General features: G+C 71.1%; 23 protein-coding genes. 7 read left to right on the top strand and 16 right to left on the bottom strand.

Going from position 1 to position 24,946, the window contains the following annotated elements; all coding sequences use genetic code 11:
* Positions 1–57: 57 nt before the first annotated feature.
* Positions 58–600, top strand: a complete 543-nt coding sequence (locus ACWCPI_RS21420; protein ID WP_451039602.1) for a PPA1309 family protein — start codon at positions 58–60, stop codon at positions 598–600.
* Positions 601–693: 93 nt separating this feature from the next.
* On the opposite strand, the gene ACWCPI_RS21415 is transcribed toward ACWCPI_RS21420, so the two are convergent.
* The 3 genes from ACWCPI_RS21415 to ACWCPI_RS21405 form a co-directional block, all read right to left on the bottom strand.
* Complete coding sequence (locus ACWCPI_RS21415; protein WP_451039601.1) at positions 694–1,791, bottom strand: YlbL family protein; 1,098 nt, start codon at positions 1,789–1,791, stop codon at positions 694–696.
* A gap of 355 nt (positions 1,792–2,146) precedes the next feature.
* Positions 2,147–2,608: a molybdenum cofactor biosynthesis protein MoaE gene (locus ACWCPI_RS21410; RefSeq protein WP_451039600.1), complete on the bottom strand. Its 462-nt coding sequence runs from the start codon at positions 2,606–2,608 to the stop codon at positions 2,147–2,149.
* Positions 2,609–2,752: 144 nt separating this feature from the next.
* The gene (locus ACWCPI_RS21405) at positions 2,753–3,865 is read right to left on the bottom strand and encodes an SDR family oxidoreductase (RefSeq protein ID WP_388801972.1); all 1,113 of its coding nucleotides are present in this window, start codon (positions 3,863–3,865) and stop codon (positions 2,753–2,755) included.
* A gap of 192 nt (positions 3,866–4,057) precedes the next feature.
* Here ACWCPI_RS21405 and ACWCPI_RS21400 point away from each other — a divergent pair, with 192 nt between their 5' ends.
* Entirely contained in the window at positions 4,058–5,497 is a 1,440-nt protein-coding gene (locus tag ACWCPI_RS21400; protein ID WP_388801975.1) for a zinc-dependent metalloprotease, read from the top strand.
* Positions 5,494–6,021, top strand: coding sequence for an NUDIX hydrolase (locus ACWCPI_RS21395; protein WP_451039599.1), 528 nt, complete (start codon positions 5,494–5,496; stop codon positions 6,019–6,021). Before ACWCPI_RS21400 ends, ACWCPI_RS21395 begins: the two co-directional genes overlap by 4 nt.
* Before the next feature lie 102 nt (positions 6,022–6,123).
* Here ACWCPI_RS21395 and ACWCPI_RS21390 read toward each other — a convergent pair whose 3' ends face one another.
* The 4 genes from ACWCPI_RS21390 to ACWCPI_RS21375 all read right to left on the bottom strand — a co-directional run bounded on the left by ACWCPI_RS21390 (position 6,124) and on the right by ACWCPI_RS21375 (position 10,100).
* Positions 6,124–6,879: an AIM24 family protein gene (locus ACWCPI_RS21390; RefSeq protein WP_451039598.1), complete on the bottom strand. Its 756-nt coding sequence runs from the start codon at positions 6,877–6,879 to the stop codon at positions 6,124–6,126.
* 17 nt (positions 6,880–6,896) lie between these two features.
* The gene (locus ACWCPI_RS21385) at positions 6,897–7,577 is read right to left on the bottom strand and encodes an AIM24 family protein (RefSeq protein WP_451039597.1); all 681 of its coding nucleotides are present in this window, start codon (positions 7,575–7,577) and stop codon (positions 6,897–6,899) included.
* 13 nt (positions 7,578–7,590) lie between these two features.
* Positions 7,591–9,342, bottom strand: a complete 1,752-nt coding sequence (locus ACWCPI_RS21380) for a TerD family protein (protein WP_451039596.1) — start codon at positions 9,340–9,342, stop codon at positions 7,591–7,593.
* 161 nt (positions 9,343–9,503) lie between these two features.
* The gene (locus tag ACWCPI_RS21375; RefSeq protein ID WP_451039595.1) at positions 9,504–10,100 is read right to left on the bottom strand and encodes a M48 metallopeptidase family protein; all 597 of its coding nucleotides are present in this window, start codon (positions 10,098–10,100) and stop codon (positions 9,504–9,506) included.
* A 250-nt stretch (positions 10,101–10,350) separates the two neighbouring features.
* Between ACWCPI_RS21375 and ACWCPI_RS21370 the strand changes: the two genes are divergently transcribed.
* The 3 genes from ACWCPI_RS21370 to ACWCPI_RS21360 are packed head-to-tail and all read left to right on the top strand — an operon-like array spanning position 10,351 to position 13,148.
* Positions 10,351–10,608, top strand: a complete 258-nt coding sequence (locus tag ACWCPI_RS21370) for a hypothetical protein (RefSeq protein WP_451039594.1) — start codon at positions 10,351–10,353, stop codon at positions 10,606–10,608.
* Positions 10,565–11,785: a TOMM precursor leader peptide-binding protein gene (locus ACWCPI_RS21365; RefSeq protein WP_451039792.1), complete on the top strand. Its 1,221-nt coding sequence runs from the start codon at positions 10,565–10,567 to the stop codon at positions 11,783–11,785. Before ACWCPI_RS21370 ends, ACWCPI_RS21365 begins: the two co-directional genes overlap by 44 nt.
* A complete protein-coding gene (locus ACWCPI_RS21360; RefSeq protein ID WP_451039593.1) occupies positions 11,778–13,148 on the top strand; it encodes an ABC1 kinase family protein in 1,371 nt (456 codons plus the stop codon). Before ACWCPI_RS21365 ends, ACWCPI_RS21360 begins: the two co-directional genes overlap by 8 nt.
* A 14-nt stretch (positions 13,149–13,162) precedes the next feature.
* Here ACWCPI_RS21360 and ACWCPI_RS21355 read toward each other — a convergent pair whose 3' ends face one another.
* From ACWCPI_RS21355 to ACWCPI_RS21335, 5 genes are all read right to left on the bottom strand, one after another.
* Entirely contained in the window at positions 13,163–13,372 is a 210-nt protein-coding gene (locus ACWCPI_RS21355; protein WP_451039592.1) for a hypothetical protein, read from the bottom strand.
* 135 nt (positions 13,373–13,507) lie between these two features.
* Positions 13,508–13,831 (bottom strand): hypothetical protein, encoded by a 324-nt coding sequence (locus ACWCPI_RS21350; protein ID WP_451039591.1) that lies wholly within the window; start codon positions 13,829–13,831, stop codon positions 13,508–13,510.
* On the bottom strand, positions 13,828–14,196 hold the full coding sequence (locus tag ACWCPI_RS21345) for a WhiB family transcriptional regulator (RefSeq protein WP_019754617.1): 369 nt from the start codon (positions 14,194–14,196) through the stop codon (positions 13,828–13,830). The genes ACWCPI_RS21350 and ACWCPI_RS21345 overlap by 4 nt, the downstream gene beginning before the upstream one ends.
* Before the next feature lie 175 nt (positions 14,197–14,371).
* Positions 14,372–14,698 carry a hypothetical protein gene (locus ACWCPI_RS21340; RefSeq protein WP_451039590.1) on the bottom strand — a complete coding sequence of 109 codons (327 nt, stop codon included), beginning with the start codon at positions 14,696–14,698 and terminating at the stop codon, positions 14,372–14,374.
* Positions 14,699–14,863: 165 nt separating this feature from the next.
* A complete protein-coding gene (locus ACWCPI_RS21335; protein ID WP_451039589.1) occupies positions 14,864–17,059 on the bottom strand; it encodes an ATP-dependent DNA helicase UvrD2 in 2,196 nt (731 codons plus the stop codon).
* Between the two features lie 184 nt (positions 17,060–17,243).
* On the opposite strand from ACWCPI_RS21335, the gene ACWCPI_RS21330 reads away from it, so the two are divergent.
* Positions 17,244–17,501: a mycoredoxin gene (locus tag ACWCPI_RS21330; protein ID WP_451039588.1), complete on the top strand. Its 258-nt coding sequence runs from the start codon at positions 17,244–17,246 to the stop codon at positions 17,499–17,501.
* A 279-nt stretch (positions 17,502–17,780) separates the two neighbouring features.
* Here the strand turns inward: ACWCPI_RS21330 and ACWCPI_RS21325 are convergent, their stop codons facing one another.
* The 4 genes from ACWCPI_RS21325 to ACWCPI_RS21310 all read right to left on the bottom strand — a co-directional run bounded on the left by ACWCPI_RS21325 (position 17,781) and on the right by ACWCPI_RS21310 (position 24,584).
* A complete protein-coding gene (locus ACWCPI_RS21325; protein WP_451039587.1) occupies positions 17,781–18,392 on the bottom strand; it encodes a class I SAM-dependent methyltransferase in 612 nt (203 codons plus the stop codon).
* A 14-nt stretch (positions 18,393–18,406) separates the two neighbouring features.
* Positions 18,407–19,348, bottom strand: a complete 942-nt coding sequence (nudC, locus tag ACWCPI_RS21320; protein WP_451039586.1) for an NAD(+) diphosphatase — start codon at positions 19,346–19,348, stop codon at positions 18,407–18,409.
* A gap of 153 nt (positions 19,349–19,501) precedes the next feature.
* Entirely contained in the window at positions 19,502–20,905 is a 1,404-nt protein-coding gene (locus ACWCPI_RS21315; protein WP_451039585.1) for a dipeptidase, read from the bottom strand.
* A gap of 10 nt (positions 20,906–20,915) precedes the next feature.
* Positions 20,916–24,584: a UvrD-helicase domain-containing protein gene (locus ACWCPI_RS21310; RefSeq protein WP_451039584.1), complete on the bottom strand. Its 3,669-nt coding sequence runs from the start codon at positions 24,582–24,584 to the stop codon at positions 20,916–20,918.
* Positions 24,585–24,946: the final 362 nt, after the last annotated feature.

Genomic DNA, 24,946 nt, shown 5'->3' with positions numbered 1-24,946 from the left:
TTACTCACCCTTTACTCGGTTCCCGATTCCGGTCAGGAACGAGGCAGGATTGTGACCATGTCCAACACTCCCATGGCGGCGAGCCCGCTGACCCGGGCGGTCCTGGAGATCGACGAGTACGCCTCCGGTCTCGGCTGGGATCAGCCCGCCCGCCTCTTCGCCCTCGTAGACACCGCACGGCTGCGCGCCCAGGAACCCGGGCTCGCCGCCCAGCTCGGCCTGGGGGACGAGCAGGAGTCCTCCGGCCTGACCCCGATCGAGCAGGACGAACTGCCAACGGGCAAGCCGCTCGACGAGTTCCTGGGCACGATCGCCTGGCCCGACGCGGTGGTGGGCTGTGCGCTCACCGTCGAGCGCCTGATGCTGCCCCCGTCCGCCGAGGCCCAGGTTCCGCAGGGGCTGAGCGAGGCCAAGCTCACCAAGTGGGTGGCGGAGCATCCGGACCGCCAGGAGGTCCGCATGACGGTCGCGGTCCTGCGCGACGGCGCCCGTGAGTCCGCCCTGCGGCTGCGCGAGAAGGACACTCCGACCGAGGTTCTGACCGGCCCTGACCTGGTGCCCGGCCTGGCGGAGGCCCTGGCCGCGACGTTCGCGGACTGAGCTCTTCCGGTACGGCGACGATCTTGCGCCGGTACGGCGGTGGGGGTGCCCCTGAGGTGAGGGGCACCCCCACCGCCGTACCGCGTCCGGTCTTCAGCTCTTCGCCGTGCAGCTGGGCAGGCCGGCGGTGTCGCCGGAGCGGATGTCCTTCAGCGCGCCGAGGGCGTCGTCCATGGTGCCGACCTTGACCAGGGTGAGCCCTTCGGGGACGTCCTCGGCGGCGGTCGCGCAGTTGTCGGCGGGCGTGAGGAAGTACTGCGCGCCCTTCTCGCGGGCGGCGATGGTCTTCATCTCGATGCCGCCGATGGGGCCCACCTTGCCGGCGTCGTCGATGGTGCCGGTGCCGGCGACGAACTTGCCACCGGTGAGGCTGCCCGGGGTGAGCTTGTCGTAGAGCCCGAGCGAGAACATCAGGCCGGCGCTGGGCCCGCCGACGTCGGCGAGCTTGATGTCGATGGTGAACGGGAAGGTGTGGTCGGTCCCGGCGGAGATGCCGACGATGGCACGCTTGGTGCCACTGTCGTCGGACTGGGCGGTCCTGATCGTGACCTTCTCGGTCTTCGTCGGCGTCCTGCGTTCCTTCTCGGCGGCGATCTGCTCCTTCGCCGGCACGATCGTGAAGACGACGTCCTGCCCCGGCTTGTGCTTGGTCACCAGCTCGGCGACGTCCCCGGGCTTCTTCACCGCCGTACCGTCGACGGCCTTGATCACGTCGCCGGCGTGCAGCTCTCCCTCGGCGGGGCTGCCCTTGACGACCGTCGAGACGATCACCCAGCTCTGCACGGGGATGTCCAGCGCCTTCAGGGCGGCGACCTTGGCGCTCTCCTGGGACTGGCTGAACTCCTCGGCGTTCTCCTGGGTGGACTCCTCCTCGGTCTTGCCGTCCGGGTAGAGGGTGTCGTGCGGCACGACCTTGTTGTCGTGCGCAAGCCACCCGTACACGGCCTCCACCAGGTTCATCTTGTAGTCGGCGCTGGTGACCCGGACGGTGGTCATGTTGAGGTGCCCGGTCGTCGGATAGGTCTTGCGCCCGGAGATCTGCAGCACCGGCTCGCCGTCGTGCCCGCCGAGGGTGTTCACCGTCGGCCCCGGGGACATCTCCGCGTACGGCACGGGGATGAAGACTCCCGCGCACAGGAGCGCGATCAGCATCAGGGTGGAGGCGAGCATCGTCGCGGTGCGGCGTGGCATGCCAAGACAGTACGTGACACTCCTGTCAGCGCCCCGTCAGGGCCGCTGAACCAGGCTCCTGATCATGTGCGCGACGGAGGCTTCTCCATGGCCGCGCGGAACCGGGCATAGCCGTCGAGCTCCGGCCCGTCCCCTCGTACCCTCCGGGTGCGGTTGGCCCAACTGCCCCACAGACCGGCGCCGATCGCAGCCACAAGCGGAATCAGCAACCAGGCGAGCGCCGCCATGCCGTCCTCCCATCCCCAATGAGTGACCGCAACTGACTGATCAGCAGATTAACCACTGGCACTGACAACGCTCACGCCAGGGGTGCGGTTACGCAACCGGAGTGGGATGGACGGGTAGGACGCGGACGTCAGCAGGCGCCGACCCACTCCTCGGTGCCGTCGGAGAACCGCTGGTGCTTCCAGATGGGCACCTCGTGCTTGAGGTCGTCGATCAGCTTCCGGCATGCCTCGAAGGCCTCACCGCGATGGGGGCAGGAGACCGCGACGACCACGGCGAGATCGCCGACCTTCAGCTCGCCGACCCGGTGAACGGCCGCGAGGGCCCGCACCGGGTACTCGGCGACGACCTTCTCGGCGATGCGCCGCATCTCGGCCTCGGCACTGGGGTGGCACGAGTATCCGAGCTCGTCGACGTCGGCACCCCCGTCATGGTTGCGCACGGTTCCCACGAACAGCGCGGTCCCGCCGGCGGCGGCGTCCCCGACGGCCTGGAAGACCTCGTCCACGGAGAGGGCCGTCTCGCGTATCCCGATGAGCTTGACGGGGTCCTGAGCGCCCTGCTCGCCGGGGTGGTCGTTGGTAGGTGCCATGGCCCCATCGTGCCCCACGCGCGCGGGGACGGGGAATAGCGTCATCGCCCGGCACACACGTGTGCCGCTTTGGAGCCTCCTACATGTGGTGAGGTTCCTGCGGCCGGGAGGCGGGCCCACCTGCTGACCTGGGCCGTGGTCCTCTCAGATCCGCCGCCGGGCCTTCCGCGCCCGTCGCACCACTGCCGCCGCGCCCAGCAGGGCGACGGTCGCTCCCGCGGCACCGGCCGCCGTCGCGTCCTTGCGCCCGAGCCTGCGCCCGGCGACGGTGTGCCGTCCGGCGACCTCCTCCAGCAGTTCCTCAAGCACTTCCTCGTTGGTCCACTGCGGACGCCACCCCGCGTCATGAAGCCGGCTCCCGCTCACCACCCAGGGGTACATCGTGTAAGCCAGATCACCGGCCGGGGAGGGGGTCAGTCCGATCCGGTGCAGCCGGGCCGCCGCACCCAGGGCGACCGCCGACGGCAACTCCATGCGCCGGATCCCGCTGAGCTCCTCGACCTCCTCCTGTTCCAGCCATCCGTCGCATCCCACGGCGAGTTCCCCGTCGACCTTCTCCAGGACGGCGTACTCCAGGGCGCTGCACAGGTCCTCGACGTGGCAGAACTGCCAGGCGGGCCGCGAACCGGCGACGACCAGCAGCCGAGGCGACTCGAAATACCTGGTCAGCGCGGTGTCGGTGCCTCCGACCAGTACGGCGGGGCGGACGACGGTGACATTGAGTCCGGGGTGGGCCCGAGGCGCCCTGCGCGCGAGACGCTCGATCTCCAGCAGGTCGCCGACTCCGGTGGCCTCCGCGGTCGCCCGCAGCTCGGCGTCCTCGGACAGCGGAAGCTCGTTGTCGGGCAGCGCTCCGTAGACCATCGCGGAGGTGCACAGCACGACCCGGTGGATCCCGGCCGCCGCCGCGGCCGTCAGCACGGTCTGCGTCCCCCGGACGTTGTAAGCCGTCCGGGCGGCCGGATCCGTCTCCAGATCGAGGTCGAGGGCCAGGTGCACGACCACGTCGGCACCCCGCAGCTTGTCCGCGATCGCCGGGTCCCGGACATCCAGGATGTGCCACTGCGCCTCGGCGCACTCGCCGCGCCGCTCGTCGATGGCGATGACCTGCTTGACCTCGTCCGACGCCGCGAGCCGCTCGGTGAGCAGCGCGCCGATGCCCGACGCGGCACCGGTCACCGCGACGACGGGTCCGCGCGCGGCGGCAGGGGTTGACCGGTTTCGCGCTGCGCGAACCTGCGGATCAGGGGAACTCACCGGGCGTCTCCTGCGGTTGTCTTCAGTACGTGCGCGAGTGACGCGTACGTACCAGGTGGCATCCATCCTGCCGCAGGCAGAGAGTCGGCGAAGCACCGAGGCCCGAACGGCTCGCGGTGTCTACGCTGGGTGGTGTTATCGGGCAGTCGCGCCGCCGGTACCAGCCGGTGGCCTTACCAGCCGAGGAATCCCGTGAGTGACACCCCATTCGGATTCGGCCTTCCGCCGGAGGAGCCGGACGACGGCGACGAGGGCAAGAAGAAGGACCAGCAGAGCGGCGGTGGTCAGGGACCGGCCAACCCGTTCGGTTTCGGCGGGCTGCCCGGAGCCGGGGGCTTTGGCGGCCCGGGCGCCGACAATCCCTTCGCAGCCATGTTCGGTTCGCTCAACCCCAGCGACCTGGGCGCCGCGTTCCAGCAGCTGGGGCAGATGCTCTCGTACGAGGGCGGCCCGGTGAACTGGGACATGGCCAAGCAGATCGCCCGCCAGACCGTCTCGCAGGGCACCGCGGACGGCACGAAGGACGCCAGTGTGGGCCCGGCCGAGCGCAACGCGGTCCAGGAGGCCGTCCGCCTGGCCGACCTCTGGCTGGACGACGTGACGTCCCTGCCGTCGGGCGCTGGGTCAGCCGTGGCCTGGAGCCGCGCGGAGTGGGTCGAGGCGACCCTCCCCGCCTGGAAGGAGCTCGTCGACCCGGTCGCCGAGCGTGTGGGCACCGCCATGGGCGACGTCCTGCCGGAGGAGATGCAGGCCATGGCCGGCCCGCTGATCGGCATGATGCGCTCGATGGGCGGCGCCATGTTCGGCACGCAGATCGGGCAGGCCGTCGGCGTGCTCGCGGGCGAGGTCGTCGGCTCGTCCGACATCGGCCTGCCGCTCGGCCCGGCCGGCAAGGCCGCACTGCTGCCGGTGAACATCCAGTCCTTCGGCAAGGACCTGAGCGTCCCCCAGGAGGAGGTGCGGCTGTACCTCGCCCTGCGCGAGGCCGCACACCAGCGCCTGTTCGCCCACGTGCCCTGGCTGCGCTCGCATCTGTTCGGCGCGGTCGACGGCTACGCGCGCGGGATCAAGGTGGACACGGCCAAGCTGGAGGACGTGGTCGGCCAGTTCGACCCGCAGAACCCCGAGCAGCTGCAGGACGCACTTCAGCAGGGCATGTTCCAGCCCGAGGACACCCCGGAGCAGAAGGCGGCCCTGGCCCGTCTGGAGACCGCTCTGGCCCTCGTCGAGGGCTGGGTCGACGCCGTGGTCCACGCGGCCGCCAAGCCCCGCCTGTCGTCGGCGGACGCCCTGCGCGAGACGCTGCGCCGACGTCGCGCCTCGGGCGGACCGGCGGAGCAGACGTTCGCCACGCTGATCGGCCTGGAGCTGCGCCCGCGCCGTCTGCGTGACGCCTCCCGGCTGTGGGCCTCGCTCACCGACGCGCGCGGCGTCGACGGCCGGGACGCCCTGTGGCACCACCCGGACATGCTGCCGACGGCCACCGACCTGGACGACCCGGACGGCTTCGTGCACCGCGAGCAGATCGACTTCTCCGAGCTGGACAAGATGCTCGGCGAGGCGGCGGACGGCTCCGCCGGGAAGCCGAACCTGAACAAGGACGACGACTCCAAGGGCGACGACACCGAGTGAGCCTGTACGACGACGCGGTCCTCGTGCTCAAGGGGTACGAGGACCAGGAAGAGTTGCGCCAGACGTACCTGGAGCACTTGGAGACCCATCCGGACGGCATGTGGAAGGCCTGCGGCGACGGGCACATCACGGCGAGCGCGCTGGTGATCGACCCCGCGCGCGAGCGAGTGCTGCTGACGCTGCACAGGAAGCTGCGCATGTGGTTGCAGATGGGCGGTCACTGCGAGCCGGTCGACGAGACGCTGGCGGCGGCCGCCCTGCGCGAGGGGACCGAGGAGTCGGGCGTCGCGGGACTGTCGCTGCTGCCGGGCGGCCCGGTGCGCCTGGACCGCCATCGCACGCCGTGCGCCTGGCACCTCGACGTCCAATACGCGGCGCTCGCTCCGGCCGGCGCTGTGGAGGCGATCAGCGACGAGTCCCTCGACCTGCGCTGGTTCGCCTATGACGAGGTCGCGGAGGTCGCCGACGAGTCGGTCGTACGGCTGCTGGAGGCGGCGCGGGCGAGACTCGCGGCCCGTGCCTGAGGTGACGGGTTCCTGGGACGACACCGGTCGGCTGAGAGGCCTGACGTACGGGTAAGGGGCGACCGCCATGGCGGTCGCCCCTTACGTCTGCTTTCCGGCGGGTCAGTTCCAGACGTTGCCCTGGTTCTGTGCCCGGGCCCCTTGCTGGCCCATGCCGTACTGCGCGGCGAGGCCCGAGCCGATCTGGGCGTTCTGCGGCGGCAGCAGCTCGCTGGGCTGGACGATCGCGTAACCGCTGCCCATGAAGCTGAGCTCCCAGCCCTCACCGGTGTTGCCGCGGCGCCGCCACACCCCGGAGGAGTGGGTCTGTGCCTGCATCTGGACACGCAGGCCGGTCGACCAGGCGACGATCGCGTCCGCGTCGCAGTTGACGTACTTGTCGGGCGTCACCTGCATCATCAGCGGCATGCCGGAGGTCATGAGGGCGACCTTGCCGCGACCGGTGATGTTGAGCTGGTACTTGCCGGAGCCGGAGATGCCGTAGAGGCTGTCGACGGCGATCACCTCGTGGTGGAGTGAGGACTCCATCGCCAGCACATAGCTGCTGTCGACGGTCAGCCCGTCCTGGTCCACGTCCACCAGGTGCACGTGCTGCTTGAGGTTGGCGAGGTAGACCGTGCCCTGCCCGTGGCAGCGCATCAGGTCCAGGCCCTCGCCGGTCTGCGCACGCGCGCGTCCCTGCTGGTTGCTCTGGAACTCGGCGTCGAACTCGACGAGTCCCTGGTAGGCGACCATCGTGCCCTTGCGGGCGAGGATGTCGTCGTGGCCCTCCAGGTTGACGCGGAGCATCTGCTTGTTCTGCAGGCTCCAGCGTTCCTGGGTCTGCTGGTCGTTGTAGGCGAAAAGCGGGCTCTGCATGGCTTTCTGGCTCCCCCTCAGCCCCGGACCCGGAGGCGGTCGGTGCTGTCCTCGCTGGGCTGGACTACGACGATGCCCTGGCCGGAGAAGGCCATCTGGTAGGCCTCCCCGCTGCCCCGGCCGATGAGCGACTGCGCCTTGAAGCTGCGCTTGCCCTTCACCTTGAGGTTCGGCGACCAGGCGACGAGCGCGTCGGGGTCGACGTAGGTCTCGTCCTCGCCGCCGCCGCAGTCGACGACGACCGGCTTGCCCCGGGAGGTCAGCGCGACCCAGCCCTGCCCGGAGATCTTGGTGTTCCACAGGCCCTGCCCGGCGAACTTCGCCAGGCCCTTCACGCGCTCGACGCCCCACGTGAGGTGCGCGTCGAAGGCGAGGAGGTTGGTGGCGTTGACGGAGATGCCGTCGCCGTTGAGGTTGATGACGACGACATTGGCGCCGTAGTCGGCGAGGTAGAGCAGGCCGTCGCCGGAGCACTTCATCAGGGGCGCGCCCTCACCGGTCATCCAGTCCTTGGCGATCTGGCGAACGGCCGGCGGGTTCGGCTCGTACTGGACGAAGCCCTCGTAGGCGACCATCGAGCCGACGCGCGCGAGGAGGTCGTGCCCGGTCTGCATGGCGACCTTCAGCATGTGGTTGCCGTGGTTCTCCATGCGGGCGGTGACGGGTGCGGGGGCGTAGCCCGCGAGCGGCTGGTTCATGACGGGCTCTCCCTCAGATCTCGTAAGGCTGGACGACGATGAAGTTGCCGGGCGCGCCACGGAACTGGAGGTTCACGCTCTCGCCGGTGTCGCCCGGGTAGGCGTTGCGGCGCATCCGCACCTGGCTGGAGACGACCACCTGGGAGGCGGCCGACCAGGCGACGACCGCGTTGCAGTCGGCGAACGTCGTGGGCGTGACCGGGAGGACCACGGGCGTGCCGTGGGTCTTCACGACGATCGTGCCGGTGCCCGTGAACTGCATCGTGAACAGCGCGCCACCGGGGATGCCGTGGCCCTCGATGCGACGGATCTCGTACTGGAGGCTCTCGTCGAAGGCGAGGACGTTCTCCGCGGAGACGCAGATGCCGTCGCCCTGCAGCTCGATCGGGTGCAGCATCGTCGAGTTCTCGGCGAAGAACACCTGGCCCTGGCCCGTACAGCGCATCAGCTGCATCTCCTGGCCGGTCGCGTTGCCCACGATCCGGCCGGCGAACCCGGCGCCCTTGTAGCTGAAGTCGACCTTGCCCTGGTAGAGCACCATGCTGCCCTGCCGGGCCAGCACGGCCTGCCCGCCGATCCCGAGGTCCACCCGGACCAGCTTCTTGTTCTGCTGCGTCCAGCGCTGACCGGTGGGCGTCTCCTTGAACTGCTGGAGCGCCGCGGCCACCCCGGGGCCCTGGGGCGCGCCCTGCGGGGCACCTTGCGTGGCTCCGTGGGGGGCCTGCTGGCCCGGGACCTGGCCGTAAGAGGGCTGCTGGCCGTAGCCGGGGGGCGGGGTGGGCTGGCCGTAACCGGGCGGCGGGGCCGGGGACTGGGGTGCCTGGGGCTGGGCGTAGCCGGGGGGCGGTGGGGCGGTCGGGGCGGCGGCCTGGCCGTACGGCGCCTGCTGCGCGGGCTGGCCGTACGGCTGCTGCTGGCCCGGCTGGCCGTAGGGCGCGGGCGCCGGCGCGGGAGGCGGCGGGGTGCCGCCCGGCGGCGTCATGGGCGCGACGATGGTGGGCTGGGCGTGCACCGGGGGTGCGGGCACCTGCGACGGGGGCGGCGGGGTGGATCCCGGCGGGGGCGCGAAACCCTGGGCGGCGGGCTGAGGTGCGGGCGCGGGGGCCGGCGTAGGTGCGGGCGCGGGAGCCGGTGCCGCCGGGGCGCCGAACGCGGGCGGTGCCGCGGCCTGCGCGGGCGGCGCAAAGCCGGGAGCCGCGCCGGTCTGGGGCTGCTGCGGGGCGGCCGGCGCCTCTTCCTCGGCGACCTCGCCGCCGAAGTTCCTCAGCAGCGCGTCGAGGCCACCGTCGAAGCCCTGCCCGACGGCGGCGAAGCGCCAGACGTCCTTGAGGTAGAAGTCACCCAGCATCACCGCGCGCTCGGTGGAGAACTCCGAGCCGTTGAAGGCGTACCGGGCCACCTCCTCGCCGCCCGCCACGATGCGGATGTATCCGGGGTTGATCTGCGACATCTGTCCGGCGCCGTCGATCGTCGCCGTGAAGGACAGCTTCTGGATCTGCGGGGGGATCCTGTCGAGCGTGACCCGGAAGGACTCCGTGTCGCCGGCCTGGGCGCCCAGGAGCTGAATGGACTCCTCGGGGGTCTTCGGCTGGTTGAAGAAGACGAAGTAGCGGTCGTCCGAGAGCCGTTCGGCGGCGTCGAGACCGAAGCAGCTGATGTCGAAGGTCAGCCCTGGAGCGGAGATCTGCACGCCTACGTACAGATCCGTGCCCGCGGTGAGGTCACTGATCCGGGCCTTGTGGCCGCGTTGGAATTCCCTGGCCATGCGTAACGACCGTCCCCCATCCCGAGTGTGAGTGCGTCGCGCCAGGCTAACGGCAAACTCCGACATCGGACGAAGCCGGTACAGACCCGGTACACAACGCGTGCCCGGCCGGAACGGAAGCACTGCCTCCGCAGGGGCCCCGCAGGTGTCTCAGCTCGCGGTCACTCGCCGCGCGCGACGGGCACATGGGGCAGTCGCTCGGCGGCGACGACGCCTTCGAGGTAGCCCTTGGCCCGCTCGGTGCGCGGATACGCCTCCAGCAGCCGCCAGAAACGGGGCCCGTGACCGGGCACCAGCAGATGGGCGAGCTCATGGAGGAGGACGTAGTCCACGACGTACTCCGGCATTCCCTGCAGGCGGTGCGAGAGACGGATGCTGCCCTCGGCCGGCGTGCACGAGCCCCAGCGAGTGTTCTGGTTGGTGACCCAGCGCACCGACCTGGGCCGGGCACGGCCGTCGAAGTACTGCGCCGACAACTGCTCGGCACGCTCGGCAAGTTCGGCGTCGCCGAGGACCTGCTTGCTCTCCTGGGCGGCCAGCTTGTCGAGCATGACGTTCACCCAGCGCTGCTCCTCCGCCTCGGACATCCGGGCGGGGATGAGCACAATGGTGCGATCGCCCTCGCGGTACGCCGAGACCGTCCGGCGGCGCCGGGCGCTCCTGCGGACCTCGATCACGCTCGCCCCCGAGCCGCCCGACGGCAGGCTCGTCGTACTGCGCTGTGGGGTTCCGGCGCGGTGCAGTGGGTCGGCGGACACGCCCCGACGTTACCCGCTGCACACGGGGGAAGTCCCGACTCCGGAACGGTTCTGTGCCGATCCCCCACCGAGCGTTTGATTTGTACGACGAATATCCACCGCCTGTGGACAACTTCGGACGACCAGCGACACTCCAGGGCATGCTGGCTGTGGCCGGCGGGGCTGCGACCGAGCGCCACCGGCAGACGGGGACGTTCCACGACGGCTACGGGGGCTCGTTCATGCATGCGGCGATTTCATCCACTTCATCATGTTCATCTACTTCGTCGGGTTCATCGGCTCCATCGACTTCACGGGCCTCATCGGCTCCATCGACTCCATCGGCTTCAACCGCCGCAACGGGTTCGACGGCTTCCGCAAGTACGGCGCACATGCCAGCAAAACCGAACACGTTGGACGCGTCGGACTCGCTGGACGCGCCGGGCTCGCTGACCACCTCGGGCTCCGCACGGTCGGCGACCATGGTGGCTCCGCTCATGAAACCCGCGCTCAGGCGCGGATGGCGTGACCTCAACACCGTGCAGTTCGGAATGGCTCCGGCACATGCGATGACCCTGGGCCCGGTGGACACGGCGACGGGCAGTTTCCTCGACCTGCTCAACGGCACGCGCGGGATGGAGTTGCTGCGCGAAGAGGGCCGCCGCATGGATCTGCCGGACGGCCATGTCGACGAGTTGGTGCGGCGACTGGAACGGGCCGGACTGCTCGACGACGCCAAGGGCGGCGGCCCGGCCGCCGACGAGCTGCGCCGCAGGAAGGAAGTCCTGGACCGGCTGCTCCCCGATCTGGCCTCACTGTCCCTGGCCACGTCCGAGCCTGGCGAGGCGATCGGCCGCCTGATCGCCCGCCGCTCCGCCCGGGTCCAGGTGAGGGGTGCCGGCCGGGTGGGGGCGATGGTGGCCTCCCTGCTGTCGGGCGCGGGGGTCGGCGAGGTCGACGTGCGCGACGTCGGCCGTGTCGAACCGTGGGACGTGGGACCGGGCGGACTGCCCGCCGAAGCGGTCGGCGACCGCAGGGACGAGGCCGCGCGACGGGCCGTACGACGCGCGGCACCCGACCGGCCGCCGCGCCGGACCCCGCAGTCACCACCTGGGCACGAGTGTGCGGGTCACTCCCTTGTGATCATCGCCCCCCGGGACGACGTCGCCGTGCACGCCCCCTCCCCCTCGGCGGCCGAACCTCTCATCACTTCCGGCACGCCCCATCTGTACGCGGGCGTCGTGGAGGGAACCGGTGTGGTCGGCCCGCTCGTCCTGCCGGGCGAGACCGGCTGCGCCGGCTGTCTCCATGAGGGACGCGCAGACCGGGATCCGGTCTGGCCGCGTCTTGTCGCGCAGTGGCGCTCGGGGGCGGGGAGGACGCGCCATGTGCGGCCCTGCGACCTCGCTCTCGCCACCACGGTCGCCGGGCTGGTGGCCGCGCACGCCCTCGCTTTCCTGGACGGCCGCGTTCCGTCCAGCGTTGGTGCACGCTGGGAGGTGTCACTACCCGGTCTGAGCTGGCATGCCCGGCCGGTGTGGGCGCACCCCGCATGCCCGTGCGGCGCCGCGGAGAAAGGTGAGGGAGAACACCCCTCCGAGTACGAGGACTCGCACGAGACAATGGCGGAACAAGGGCCGTCGTCCGGGTCACGCCGCAAGGCGGACGCGGAGCGGCCGGCTGGGACCTGGAGGGCGCATGTCTGATCTTCCCCGCAAGGCGGTCACGCGTACCGCCAAGCTCGCCGCGCTTCCCCTCGGCTTCGCCGGGCGGGCGACCTGGGGACTGGGCAAGCGGATCGTCGGCGAGTCCGCGGAGCTCGTCGGCCGCGAACTGCAGCAGCGCACCGCCGAGCAGATGTTCAAGGTGCTCGGCGAGCTCAAGGGCGGCGCGATGAAGTTCGGCCAGGCCTTGTCCGTCTTCGAGTCCGCGCTGCCCGAGGAGATCGCCGGCCCCTACCGGGTGGCGCTCACCAAGCTGCAGGAAGCGGCACCACCGATGCCGACCCGCACCGTGCACACGGTGCTGGCGGAGCGGCTCGGCGAGGACTGGCACGACCTGTTCCTGGAGTTCGAGGACAAGCCCGCGGCGGCGGCGTCCATCGGCCAGGTGCACCGCGGGGTGTGGCACGACGGCCGTGAGGTGGCGGTCAAGGTGCAGTACCCGGGCGCCGGTGAGGCCCTCCTCTCCGACCTGAACCAGCTGAGCCGTTTCGCGCGGCTGCTGGGCCCGCTGGTCCCCGGCATGGACATCAAGCCGTTGATCACGGAGCTCAAGGACCGCGTCTCCGAGGAACTGGACTACGGCCTGGAGGCACAGGCCCAGCAGGCACACGCGGAGGAGTTCGCCGACGACCCGGACGTGGTCGTGCCCGCAGTGGTCCACCACTGCGACCAGGTTCTGGTCACGGAGTGGATCGACGGTATTCCGCTTTCCGAGGTGATCTCCGGCGGAACCCAGGAGCAGCGTGACCGTGCCGGCCAGCTCCTGGCACGCTTCCTCTTCTCCGGCCCGGCCCGCACCGGCCTGCTGCACGCCGACCCGCACCCCGGAAACTTCCGCCTGCTGCCGGGCGGCCCGGACGGCGAGGACGACTGGCGACTCGGAGTTCTGGACTTCGGTACGGTCGACCGCCTCCCGGGTGGCCTGCCGGTCCCCATCGGTGACTCCCTGCGCATGACCCTGGACGGCGAGGCGGATGCCGTCTACGAACTGCTGCGCACCGAGGGCTTCGTCAAGGAATCGATCGACCTGGAGCCCGACGCCGTCCTGGACTACCTCCTGCCGATCATCGAGCCGGCCCAGGTCGAGGCGTTCACCTTCACCCGCGGCTGGATGCGCAGCCAGGCCGCCCGGGTGGCCGACCCCCGCTCCCCCGCCTACCAGTTGGGCAAGCAGCTCAACCTGCCGCCGGCCTATCTCCTCATCCATCGTGTGACATTGAGCACCATCGGCGTCCTGTGCCAGCTGGGCGCGACGGTACGTCTGCGCGAGGAACTGGAGGAGTGGCTGCCGGGGTTCGCGCCGGAGGCGATGACGGACGAGGAGGACTCAGCGGTGGAGGCCTGAGCAGCCGTCCGGGCCTACCACCAGTCGGAGTCCAGTCGCCCTTCGATCGCCCTCAGGTTCTCCCGGGAGCAGGTGTCGCAGAAGTAGTGGCGTTCGCCGCTCTCCACGGAGAAGGTCCAGGTGGGTTGCGGGACCTCGGCCCGGGTGCCGCAGCGGGCGCACACGAGGGGCTGGGGTTCTTCGGCTGAGCCGGCGTCGTCACTGGCTCCGGAAGGACTCGTCACTCGGCGACGATAACGCCGCCGTGACAGATCGGCGGGCCCAACGCACCGCGGGGGCCAGCCCGTTCGCACGGACCGGCCCCCGCAGGGAGTGGCTGCCTTCGAGGCAGGAGGGTCACCGCCTGGCGGTGTGGGCGACTACTGCATGACCGCCATGGCGAGCGCGCGGCGGGCACGCAGCGAGGCGCGCTCGGCCCTGCGCTGCATGCGGCGAGCGGACGCCAGGCGCACGGCCCGGCGTTCCCGCTCGGCCTCGTACTGTCGCTCGTGCATATGCGCACGTGCGAGGGCTTCTTGGATGAGTTGCATCTCTCGGGTCCTGTTCTGACGCGAGTCGTTCGCGCCACTGGTGGTGAAGTCTTCGGGCGTGGAGCCCGCTGGTTCGTGGGTGGACGGCTTCATCGGGGCCTGCTTCTGGGGATCGTGCGTGAGGGGGCGGTCGATTGTTCCTGCGATGTTCATGCCGTGACCGGGTTCTTGCGCGGGCGGCCACGCGGCCGCTTCCGGGCGACGACGACACCCTGGACGAACAGCTCGCCACCCCAGACGCCCCAGGGCTCACGCCGCTCCTTGGCGCCGGCGAGGCAGGCCTCCATCAGCGGGCAGGTGCGGCAGAGGGACTTGGCGTACTCGACGTCCGCCGGCGACTCGGCGAAGAAGACCTCCGGGTCGTAGGAACGGCAGGGGACGGGTACGCCGAGGTTCTCGATGGCGTCGTCGAGCGCGGTGAGCGCAGTGAGCGGGGTCAAGGTGGAGTCCTCCGTGAGGCCGGGCTTGGGGATCGTGTCTGAGGGCGGTACGGACGGGGCGTGCGCTTCGAGTTGCACGGTTCGTCTTCCTCGTCTGGTCGTTCCGGCCCTGTTGGGCCGGGTGGCGGCTGGTACCGGGTCTTTTCTTGTCCCGAGGCCCCTTCGCTCCGTCATCCCTGTTCAGGGACAAACAGAAGGGCCGCGGATCCCGGATGGGGTTCCGCGGCCCTGAAGGCGCCGGCCTGATCGGCGATCAGGCTGGATCACTCCAGGGTTCTGGCCCACGGAAGGCCCACATCAGGTGGTGCTGCGTCGTCTGCTTCCGGAATCCGGCACCGGTCGCCGTAAAGGCATAGGCCTGCGCCTGTGCCGCTACTGCCGCTTCCAGTGCCTTGGTCGGTCGCTCATTGCGCTCACGGACGGGAAGGCCCGCGAGGGACAGGGAGGACGCCGGACGGACGGCACGAATGCCGGACAGACCGGTGCCCTGGTCCGAGGCGCCGAGCATGCACAGGGAGGCGACGACCGAGCGATCGGTCATTTTGGCGGTGCTGATGGAGCTGGCGTTGATGCTGATCACTGGACTCGCCTCCTCTCGGCGTATCGGGGGACTGGGGTGAACCAGTCCGGCGGGTATGCAAGTACATCACGGAATTGGGGCCTCCGAGAAGGCCTCCGTTCCCGTGGCTAAGAACCTATGGGGATTGCCGGGGCATGCGCAAACTATTTTTTCGACGAGTTCGCTTCATTCCCCTTCCGCTCTCTCACCGAGCGCCTGACCAGCGCAGATGGCCAGGACATCGGATCCGTAGCGGTCCAGTTTGCGTTTGAGGACGCCTGGGATGGCGGACAGTTCGACCGGAGTAGTTGGCTCCGCTTCGGCGATCGCCATCAGCGTCCGATCCGTGAAGACGCAGAAGTCCGGCTGCCCGCTGAGCCGGGCCTGGACCGCACGCCACTCCCGGAGCCGTTCGTAGAGGCCCTCGTCCATCTCGGAGGGACAGTCCTCGCAGCGCATCAGCTTCATCTCGCCGGCGTCGGTGAGGGTGCGTCCGCAGACGCGGCAGCGGGCCGGGGTGCGCTTGATCCGTCTCGGGGCGACATCCGGCCTGCTCGTGAAACCGCGCTCCACACCACCGCCCCGGCCGGCGGCGGAGCGGCCGACGGTGGCGGCCGAGCCGGGACGCAGGCCGTCGAGAAAGCGGCTGGGGCGGCGGTTGGGCCGACCACCGGGCGCTCGCGTGAGCGCCCACGAGACATGGAGGTGCTGCCGGGCGCGGGTGACACCGACATAGAGGAGGCGGCGTTCCTCCTCGACCTGTTCGTCGGTCCTGGCGTAGGTGATCGGCATCATGCCCTCGGCGACGCCGACCAGGAAGACGGCATCCCATTCCAGGCCCTTGGCCGAGTGCAGGGAGGCCAGGGTGACGCCCTGCACGGTCGGGGCGTGCTGGGCGTTCGCCCGTTCGTCGAGTTCGGCGACGAGGTCGGCGAGAGTGGCGCCGGGTTTGGCGGCGGCGAAGTCCTGGGCGAGGTTCACCAGGGCGGCGAGCGACTCCCAGCGCTCTCTGACGGCACCGGAGCCGGCCGGGGGCTGGGGCGTCCAGCCCTCCCCCGACAGCACGGCGCGTACCTGCGAGGGCAGGTCGACGGCGTCGTCGAGAAGTGAGTCGTTGCCGCCGAAGCGGGCCGCGCCGCGCAGGGCGATGCCAGCCTTGCGCACCTCGGGCCGGTCGAAGAACCGCTCGGCACCGCGCAGCTGGTAGGGGACGCCCGCGTCGGCGAGGGCCTGTTCGTAGGTCTCGGACTGGGAGTTCGTACGGAACAGGACGGCGATCTCGCTGGCCGGGACGCCCTCGTCCATGAGTTCCCGGATGCGACGGGCCGCGCCCTCGGCCTCGGCGGGTTCGTCGGTGTACTCGGTGTAGAGGGGTTCGGGGCCGGGGTCGCGTTGTGACACCAGTTCCAGGCGGTGGTCGGCGGCGCGGCCGCGGGCTTGGGCCAGCAGGCCGTTGGCGAGGTGGACGACCTGGGGTGTGGAACGGTAGTCGCGGACCAGCTTGACGACGGTTGCACCGGGGTGGCGGATGCGGAAGTCGAGGAGGTGGTCGGGAGTTGCTCCTGTGAACGAGTAGATCGTCTGGCTGGCGTCGCCGACCACGCACAGGTTGTCGCGGTCGCCCAGCCACAGCTCCAGCAGGCGCTGCTGGAGCGGGCTGACGTCCTGGTACTCGTCGACCACGAAGTGCTGGTACTGGGAGCGGACCTGATCGGCGATGTCGTGCCGGTCCTGGAGGATGCCGACGGTGAGCAGCAGGACGTCCTCGAAGTCGATGACCGAGCGGTCCCGCTTGAGGTCCTCGTAGACGTTGTAGAGCTGGGCGATCTCGGCCGGGTCGCGGGGGGACTCGCGGCCCGCCTTGGCGGCGGCGGGCGCGTAGTCGGCGGGGACGGTCTGGGTGACCTTGGACCACTCGATCTCGGCGGTGACGTCCCGCAGTTCGTTGCGGTCGAGGCGGATGCGGCAGGCGGCGGCCGCATCGGCGACGAGCTGGATCTTGCGGTCGACGAGCCGGGGCATGGAGCCACCGACCGCTTTCGGCCAGAAGTACTGGAGCTGGCGAAGGGCTGCCGAGTGGAAGGTGCGGGCCTGCACCCCGGCGGCGCCGAGCTGGCGCAGCCGGCCCCGCATCTCTCCGGCGGCGCGGTTGGTGAAGGTGACGGCGAGCACGCTGGAGGGCTGGAGGATTCCGGCACGGACTCCGTAGGCGATGCGGTGGGTGATCGCCCGGGTCTTGCCCGTCCCGGCGCCCGCGAGCACGCACACCGGACCGTGCAGGGCGGTGGCGACCTCGCGCTGCTCGGGGTCGAGCCCGTCGAGCACCGCGTCGGCAGAGTCCGGTGCCTGCGGGAAGAGGGTGGAGTGCGTTGCTGCTGTCACACCGCCATGCTGCCAGGTCCCCCGAGACGGCTGCGCCGGTTGTCCACAGGCAGGCCCTGATAGTCGTACTAATGCGGCAGGCGTCACGGAGCAGCCATACCCCGGGTGGGAATGGCGGCCGGATCCCGTACGTTCCTTCACTGGACGACCTGGTCCCCGAGCAACCCTAAGGAGCGCGCGAGACATGCAGGGCACTGTGACGATGTACAGCACCACGTGGTGCGGCTACTGCCAGCGGCTGAAGAAGCAGCTGGATCGCGAGGGCATCGCGTACACCGAGATCAACATCGAGCAGGACCCCGAGTCCGCGGCATTCGTCGAGAAGGCGAATGGCGGAAACCAGACGGTTCCGACGGTTCAGATCGTGCCCTTGGGCGGTGGCTCCGAGGTCGTGATGACCAACCCGAGCCTGGCCCAGGTGAAGCAGGCTCTCAGCGCCTGACCGACGGCAGCGACCGGCCCTCGCCCTACACACATCGGCGAGGGCCTCGTCAGTGCTCCCGTTGATCAAAACAGGGCTGCTGATCGGTGATCGAAGCGGCCACCGGCACCAAGACGCCGAGCAGCGGGAAGAGCTGCGGCTGATCGTGGCGGACTGCCGACGCACCACCAGCGTCGCGTCCGCGGTGCCGCCCCCGGCCCGGCTGCCCCCTGCGCCGGCGCCGTCCTTGCGGCGGCGGCCTCTTCGATCGCCTTGCGGGTCCCCGCTCTGGGGACGTGCTCAGGGTCCGCCGGGTCGTGGTCTGTCCCACACGACTGTGTAGCGCCACAGCAGTCGACGGCGGAAGCGGCAGCCCGGCAGAAGCCGCAGTGCCGCCTGCCGGACCTCGCCCCAGTGCATGCTCGAATCCTCGACGGGCATGTCGACAGGGCCCGCCTCACCGCCTCGCAGACGGGTCTTCCACAGGTTCACCGGGACACCGCAGCAGCTGATCACCCAGTCCAGCGGCGTCCTGTCGTACGCCATGCCGACGATCACCAGGCGGCCTCCGGGGGCCAGCAGCCGTACCAGGCGACCGACGGCGTTCTCGAACGGCGCGTGATGGACCACGGCCACAGCGCTGACGAAGTCGTACGCCCCCTCGGGGAGGGTGCCTTCCTCCAGGTAGTCACCCTCCACGTACGTGACGTCGCCGGGCGTGTGCTCCTTCGCGAGGCGGATCATCCGCGCCGAACGATCCACGCCCGTCACCGACGCCGCCCTGGCCGCCAGCTTCCGCGCGAGCAACCCGTCACCGCAGCCCACGTCCAGAGCCGCGCCGCAGTCTTCGGGTACGGCGGCCAGGACCGTGCGGTGGTAGTGGACGTTGTGGTTCCAGTACGGGTCGGGCATCGACCCGGTGCCCGTCAGACGCTCCTCGTCGGCAGCGGTTTGCCGTACCAGAGCTCGATCAGTCGGGCCGCGATCGAGATGCCGTACGGAGGCAGGACCTCGCCGGAGTCGAAGGCGGCGCGCAGTTCCTCCCGGGAGAACCAGCGGGCCTCGTGGATCTCGTCGCCGTCCACGTCGACCTCGGTGGTGGTGGCACGGGCCATGAAGCCCAGCATCAGGCTTGAGGGGAACGGCCAGGGCTGACTGGCGACGTACTCGACCGGCCCGACGCTGACGCCGGCCTCCTCGTAGACCTCGCGGCGCACCGCCTGCTCGATGGACTCGCCGGGCTCGACGAAGCCGGCGAGCGTCGAGAAGCGGCCCTCGGGCCAGTGGACCTGACGGCCGAGGAGAATACGGTCGTCCTCGTCGGTGACAGCCATGATCACGGCGGGGTCGGTGCGCGGGTAGTGCTCGGCACCGCACGCGGGGCAGCGGCGGATGTGGCCGGCCGCGGCGATCACGGTGCGTTCACCGCATCGGGAACAGAAGCGGTGGGTGCGCTGCCAGTTCTCCAGGCCGACGGCGTGCACCATGAGTCCGGCGTCGCGCGGCGACAGCAGCAGGCCCGCCTCTCTCAGGCCGGCGGGGCGCGCGGACTGGTCGATACGGCCGGGCAGGGCGTCCTTCTGGAGGGCGAAGTAGCTGACGCCGTCCTCGTCGATGCCGAGGAAATAGCGGTGCGCCTCGGTGAGGGGGGCCTCGAACGAGGGGGTCGTGACGAGTTCGGTGCGCCCGTCAGCCGTCTCGTCGATGAGGACCTGGCCGCCGGAGACCACGAAACACCGGGTCGTGGGGTGGCTCCATGCCGCCGCGAGCCAGGCCTCGTCGAGCCGGTGGTGGGCGGCGCGGTCGATGCCGCTCGGGGCGGTGAGCGAGACGGGTCGGTCGGCGGTGTGGTCGGTCCAGGTGGTCACGGGTGCTTCCAACTCCCCCAGTGGAACGGTGTGCTTCGGCGGGTGGATCGGCGGGACGTGCGGCGGGTGGCGACCGGACTCGGCAGGGATCGGTGCGTGGCGGCCTTCTCAGTGTGCCCCGCGGACGCCGCCGGTCCGGACCGCCGGCGGCGCTCAGGGCGCATGGCGCCAGTGCGCGGCGAGGTCGCCCCACAGGTAGGCGGTGGTCTCGACGCCTTTGAGGAGGAGGTCCAGCTCGACCTTCTCGTTCGGCGCGTGCCAGCCGTCGGAGGGGACGGAGATGCCGAGGAAGAGCACGGGCGCGCCGAGGACGTCCTGGAGGTCGGCGGCGGGTCCCGAGCCGCCTTCGCGGGTGAAGCGGACGGGGCCCTCGAAGGCGCGGCTCATGGCGCGTACGACGGACTGCAGGGCCGGGTGGTCCAGGGGCGTCAGGCACGGGCGCGTACCCGCCGAGAACGTGATCTCGCTGCGGATGCCCGCGGGCGTCTGCTCGGCGGCCCAGGCGTGGACCACCTTCTCGATGTGGTCGAGGTCCTGCCCCGCGACCAGGCGGAACGAAAGCTTCACCATCGCGGAGGACGGGATGATCGTCTTGCTGCCCGGGCCCTGGTATCCGCCGCCGATGCCGTTGACCTCGGCGGTGGGCCGGGCCCAGATGCGCTCCAGGGTGGTGTGGCCGGCTTCACCGTGGGTGGCGTGCGACTTGGCGGTGCGCAGCCACTGCTGCTCGTCGAAGGGCAGTTCGGCGAAGAGCTCGCGCTCGCGCTCGGTCAGTTCCACGACTCCGTCGTAGAAGCCGGGGATCGCCACGCGCGCGTGCTCGTCGTGCAGAGCGGCGACCAGGCGGGCCGCGGCCGTCGCCGGGTTGGGGACTGCGCCGCCGAAGGAGCCGGAGTGGATGTCCTGGTCGGGGCCGTACAGCCGGATCTCGCACTCGGCGAGGCCGCGCATGCCGGTGCACACGGTCGGGGTGTCCTCGGACCACATGCCGGTGTCGGAGACGATCACGGCGTCGGCCGCGAGACGCCCGGCACGCTCCTCGACGAGCGCGCGGAAGTTCGGGGAGCCGGACTCCTCCTCACCCTCGATCAGGAGCTTCAGGTTGACGGCCGGGGTGGTGCGGCCCGCGGCGGCGAGGTGGGCGCGGACGCCGAGTGTGTGGAAGAACACCTGGCCCTTGTCGTCGGCCGCCCCGCGCGCGTAGAGGCGTCCGTCGCGGACGACGGGCTCGAAGGGCTCGCTGTCCCAGCCGTCCTCCCGGGCGGCGGGCTGCACGTCATGGTGGCCGTAGACGAGGACCGTGGGCGCCTGCGGGTCCTCCGCGGGCCACTCGGCGAAGACGGCGGGCGCGCCCGGGGTCGGCCAGACCTCCGTGGTCGGGAAGCCGGTCTCCTTGAGTTTGGCGGCGAGCCAGTCGGCGCTGCGGCGTACGTCGGGCGCGTGGTCGGGCTGGGCCGACACGGAGGGGATGCGCAGCCACTCGGCGAGGTCGTCGAGGAAGGCGGCACGATGCTGCTCGATGTACGTACGGACGGCGCTGTCCGGGGTCTGGCTCATGGTCACGAGCCTATCGGCCCGCACCGACATCCTGGCTGGGCGATTGCTCACAGTGCGCCTGCGCGCCCGGCTCCTGCGTCAGCAGCCGCTCCAGCGCGGCCCGGTCCGGCAGGGCGTCCGGGCGTACGACCTCGCCGCTGCGGACGTACAGGAAGGCGGCGTCGACCGACTCCAGGGGCACGCCCTGCTGCTCGGCCCAGGCGAGCCGGTAGAGGGCCAGCTGAAGCGGGTCGGCGGTGCGGGTGCGGTTGGTCTTCCAGTCGACGATCTCGTAGGTCGCCCGCTCACCGTCGCCCTCCTTGTAGACGGCGTCGATACGGCCCCGTACGACGCGCCCGGCGATCGACAGCTGGAACGGGGCCTCGACCCGGTACGGGGTGCGGTGCGCGTACTCGGTGCGCTCGAAGGCGTCCTTGAGGGCTTCCAGGTCCCGTTCGTCGGCGATCTCGGCCTCGCTGCCGGGCAGATCCTCCGGCTCCAGCATGGGCAGCGTCAGCTCCTCGAATCGGGCTTCGACCCAGGCGTGGAACCGGGTGCCCCGGCGTGCGGCGGGTTGTGGCGGGCGCGGCATGGGGCGCGCGAGTTCCTGCGCGAACCCGTCCGGGTCGGCGGCCAGACGCAACAGCTGGGAGGCGGTGAGGGAGGCGGGCAGGGGGACGTCCGTGACGCTCGCGCGGGCGCTCAGGAGTTCCCCGGTGAGGGCGTCGAGGTCGCGGTCCCAGGAAGCGATGGTGCGTGCCTCTTCCGGTGTGAGGGGTTCCGGTTCCGTGGGGCGGGGGTGTGCCGACGGGGGGACGGGGTCCGGAGAGGCCGCCTGGTGCGGGACCGTGGGGCGGTTGGTGGGAGCGGAGGAACGGCCTGTTGGCACCGAGGGGTGGTCGGTGGGCAGCGAAGGGCGGTCGGTGGGCACAGAGGGGGTGTCGGTGGGCACAGAGGGGGTGTCTGTGGGCGCCGAAGGGTGGGTCGTAGGTGCCGAAGGGGCGCTTGCTGACGCCGAGGGGCGGTCCGTGGTCCAGGAGTCCCAGTCCGCGGGGTCCTCCGCGGCGAAGGGGTCCTCCTCCGTGTACGCCTCGACGAAGGACTCGTCGTCGTCCTCCGGTGGCGGGGGCCAGTCCGGGTCGTCGTACGTGTCCGGGTCGTGTGTCGCCGCAGGGCCTGTCTCCTCGTCGGAGGCGCGGTTCAGGGTCTCCAGGTGGGCCAGGACCGTGTCGGCCGCCGCGCGGCGGCGTGCCAGGGCGGCCTCGTCCAAGGGCAGGGGCCAGACCTGGTCCGCGCTCTCCCGGTGCAGGGCCGGGTTCTCCGCGTCCTCGGCCGGTTCGTCGGCCCACGCCTCGATCTCGCCGTATCCGGCCGCGCAGTGGTCGTGGAGAGCCTGGAGGAAGTCGGAGGGCCCGCGGGGCTTCTTCTGGTTGGGGCCCCACCAATGGCCGGAGCCGAGGAGCAGGGAGCGGGGGCGCGTGAAGGTGACGTAGCCGAGACGGAGTTCCTCGGTGAGCTGGTGTTCCTTCATGGCCTCGTGGAAGGCCTTCAGGCCGCGGGAGTCCCAGGACGCGACGTCGGGGAGGGTGTCCGCGTCCCCGCGCAGTTCGTGCGGGAGCACCTTTCCCTGGGCGGTCCACTTCTCGCGGCCCTGGGTGCTGGGGAAGGTGCCGGTCACCAGGCCGGGGACCGCCACGACGTCCCACTCCAGGCCCTTGGACTTGTGGGCGGTGAGCACCTTGACCGTGTTCTCGCCTCCCGGCAGGGCGTTGTCGAGCCCCTTTTCGTACTGGGCGGCGGTACGCAGGAAGCCGAGGAAGGCGAGCAGGGTCGCCTCGTTGTCGCCGGCGGCGAAGGAGGCGGCGACGTCCAGGAAGTTGGACAGGGTCTCGCGGCGGCGTGCGGCCAGGGCGTGCGGAGACGCCGACAGCTCCACCTCCAGACCGGTGACGGCGAGGACGCGGTGCAGGATGTCCATGAGCGGGTCGGACAGGGATCGGCGCAGATCGCGCAGCTCGGTGGCCAGGCGCGCGAACCGCACGCGCGCGTCCGGCGAGAAGGGCAGGCCGTCGTGGGCCGCGTCGCCGCCCAGCGGCGTCTCCAGGAACGTGTCGAGGGCGTCCGCGAGGGAGATCACCTCGGCGGGGTCCACGCCCTGGACGGCTTCGGCGAGACGGCGGTCCGGGTCGTCGTCGCCGTCCACGCGTGCGTGGGACACCAGCAGCCGTGCGCGGCGTCCCAGGAGGGCGAGGTCGCGGGGCCCGATGCGCCAGCGCGGTCCGGTGAGCAGGCGGACCAGGGAGGCGTTGGCGCCGGGGTCCTGGAGGACCTCGCAGACGGCGACCAGGTCGGCGACCTCGGGCAGATGCAGCAGCCCGGACAGGCCGACCACCTCGACGGGGATGTCCCGGGCGACGAGCGCGCCCTGGATCTCGGCGAAGTCGGTCGCCGTGCGGCACAGGACGGCGATCTCGCCGGGCGCCTTGCCGGTCCGTACCAGGTGGGCGACGGAGTCGGCGAGCCAGTCGATCTCCTCGGCGTGGGTGGGCAGGAGCGCACAGCGGACCGTGCCGTCACGCTCAGCGCCGGGGGCCGGACGGAGGGCCTCCACGCCCGCGTGCATGGCGCGCAGGGGCTCGGCGAGGCCGTTGGCGAGGTCCAGGAGGCGGCCGCCGCTGCGGCGGTTCTCGCTGAGCGCCTGGCGGGTGGCCGGGCGGCCGTCCGCGTGGGCGAAGTGCTCGGGGAAGTCGTCGAGGTTGGCGACGGAGGCACCGCGCCAGCCGTAGATGGCCTGGCAGGGGTCGCCGACCGCGGTCACGGGGTGGCCGGTGCCGCCCCCGAACAGGCCCGCCAGAAGGACGCGTTGGGCGACGGACGTGTCCTGGTACTCGTCCAGGAGGACCACGCGGAACTCGTCGCGCATGATGCGGCCCACTTCGGGGATCCCCGCGAGCTGTGCCGACAGGGCGATCTGGTCGCCGAAGTCGAGCAGGTCGCGCTCCCGTTTGGCGGCGCGGTAGCGGCCCACGAGGTCGGCGAGTGCGCGGCGGGCCGCGGCCGCCTCGGGGACCTTGCGCAGATCGGCGTTGGTGAGTTTGGCGCCTTCGAGGCGGAGCAGCAGCTGGGCGTCGTACGCGCGCAGGGCCTCGGGGCGTACGAGGTGCTCGGCGAGTTCGGCGTCGAGGGTGAGAAGGTCGCTGACCAGGTCGGCGAACGAGCGGGTCAGGGCCGGGTACGGGCCCGGAGCCTCGCGCAGCACACGTGCGGCGAGCTGGTAGCGGGTGGCGTCGGCGAGCAGGCGGGAGGTCGGTTCGAGGCCGATGCGCAGGCCGTGGTCGGTCAGCAGACGGCCCGCGAAGGCGTGGTACGTCGAGATCACCGGCTCGCCGGGCGGGTTGTCCGGGTCGATGACGTCGGGGTCGGTGACGCCGGCCCTGACCAGCGCCTTGCGCACGCGCTCGGCGAGTTCACCGGCGGCCTTGTTGGTGAAGGTGAGGCCCAGTACCTGTTCGGGAGCTACCTGGCCGGTGCCGACCAGCCACACCACGCGCGCCGCCATCACCGTCGTCTTGCCCGATCCCGCTCCGGCCACGATCACCTGCGGGGCGGGCGGCGCGGTGATGCAGGCCGTCTGCTCCGGGGTGAACGGGATCCCGAGGAGCTCCTTGAGCTGCTCGGGATCGGTGATACGGGCGGACACCTCAGAGAGGCTAGCGGCGGGCACTGACAGCGGATGCCGCATCGGCCCCTCGGGCCGGGATATACGCAGGTCAGCACGTGAGGTGCGATCGATCACTCCGGTCCGCGGACCCGTCGGCCGCTCGATCCCCCGGCTCGCGCCGCCTCAGGGCCCTCGACCGGACCGGCTGCCCGGCACCTCGGGCTCCCCAGCCGACGTCACCTCACGGCACCCCGGACGCACTCACCAACCCGACACCTCAGGCCGGTCGGCCGCACCGCCTGCCCGCCGCCACCGGCCACCCGACCGCTCGGCCGCTCGGCCACTCGACCACTCGACCACTCGACCACAACGGTCACTCTGACCGCACCGGCCACCCCAAG

The sequence above is a fragment of the Streptomyces sp. NPDC001920 genome (genome assembly GCF_053594495.1).
This window is presented reverse-complemented; position numbering and strand designations above follow the sequence as displayed.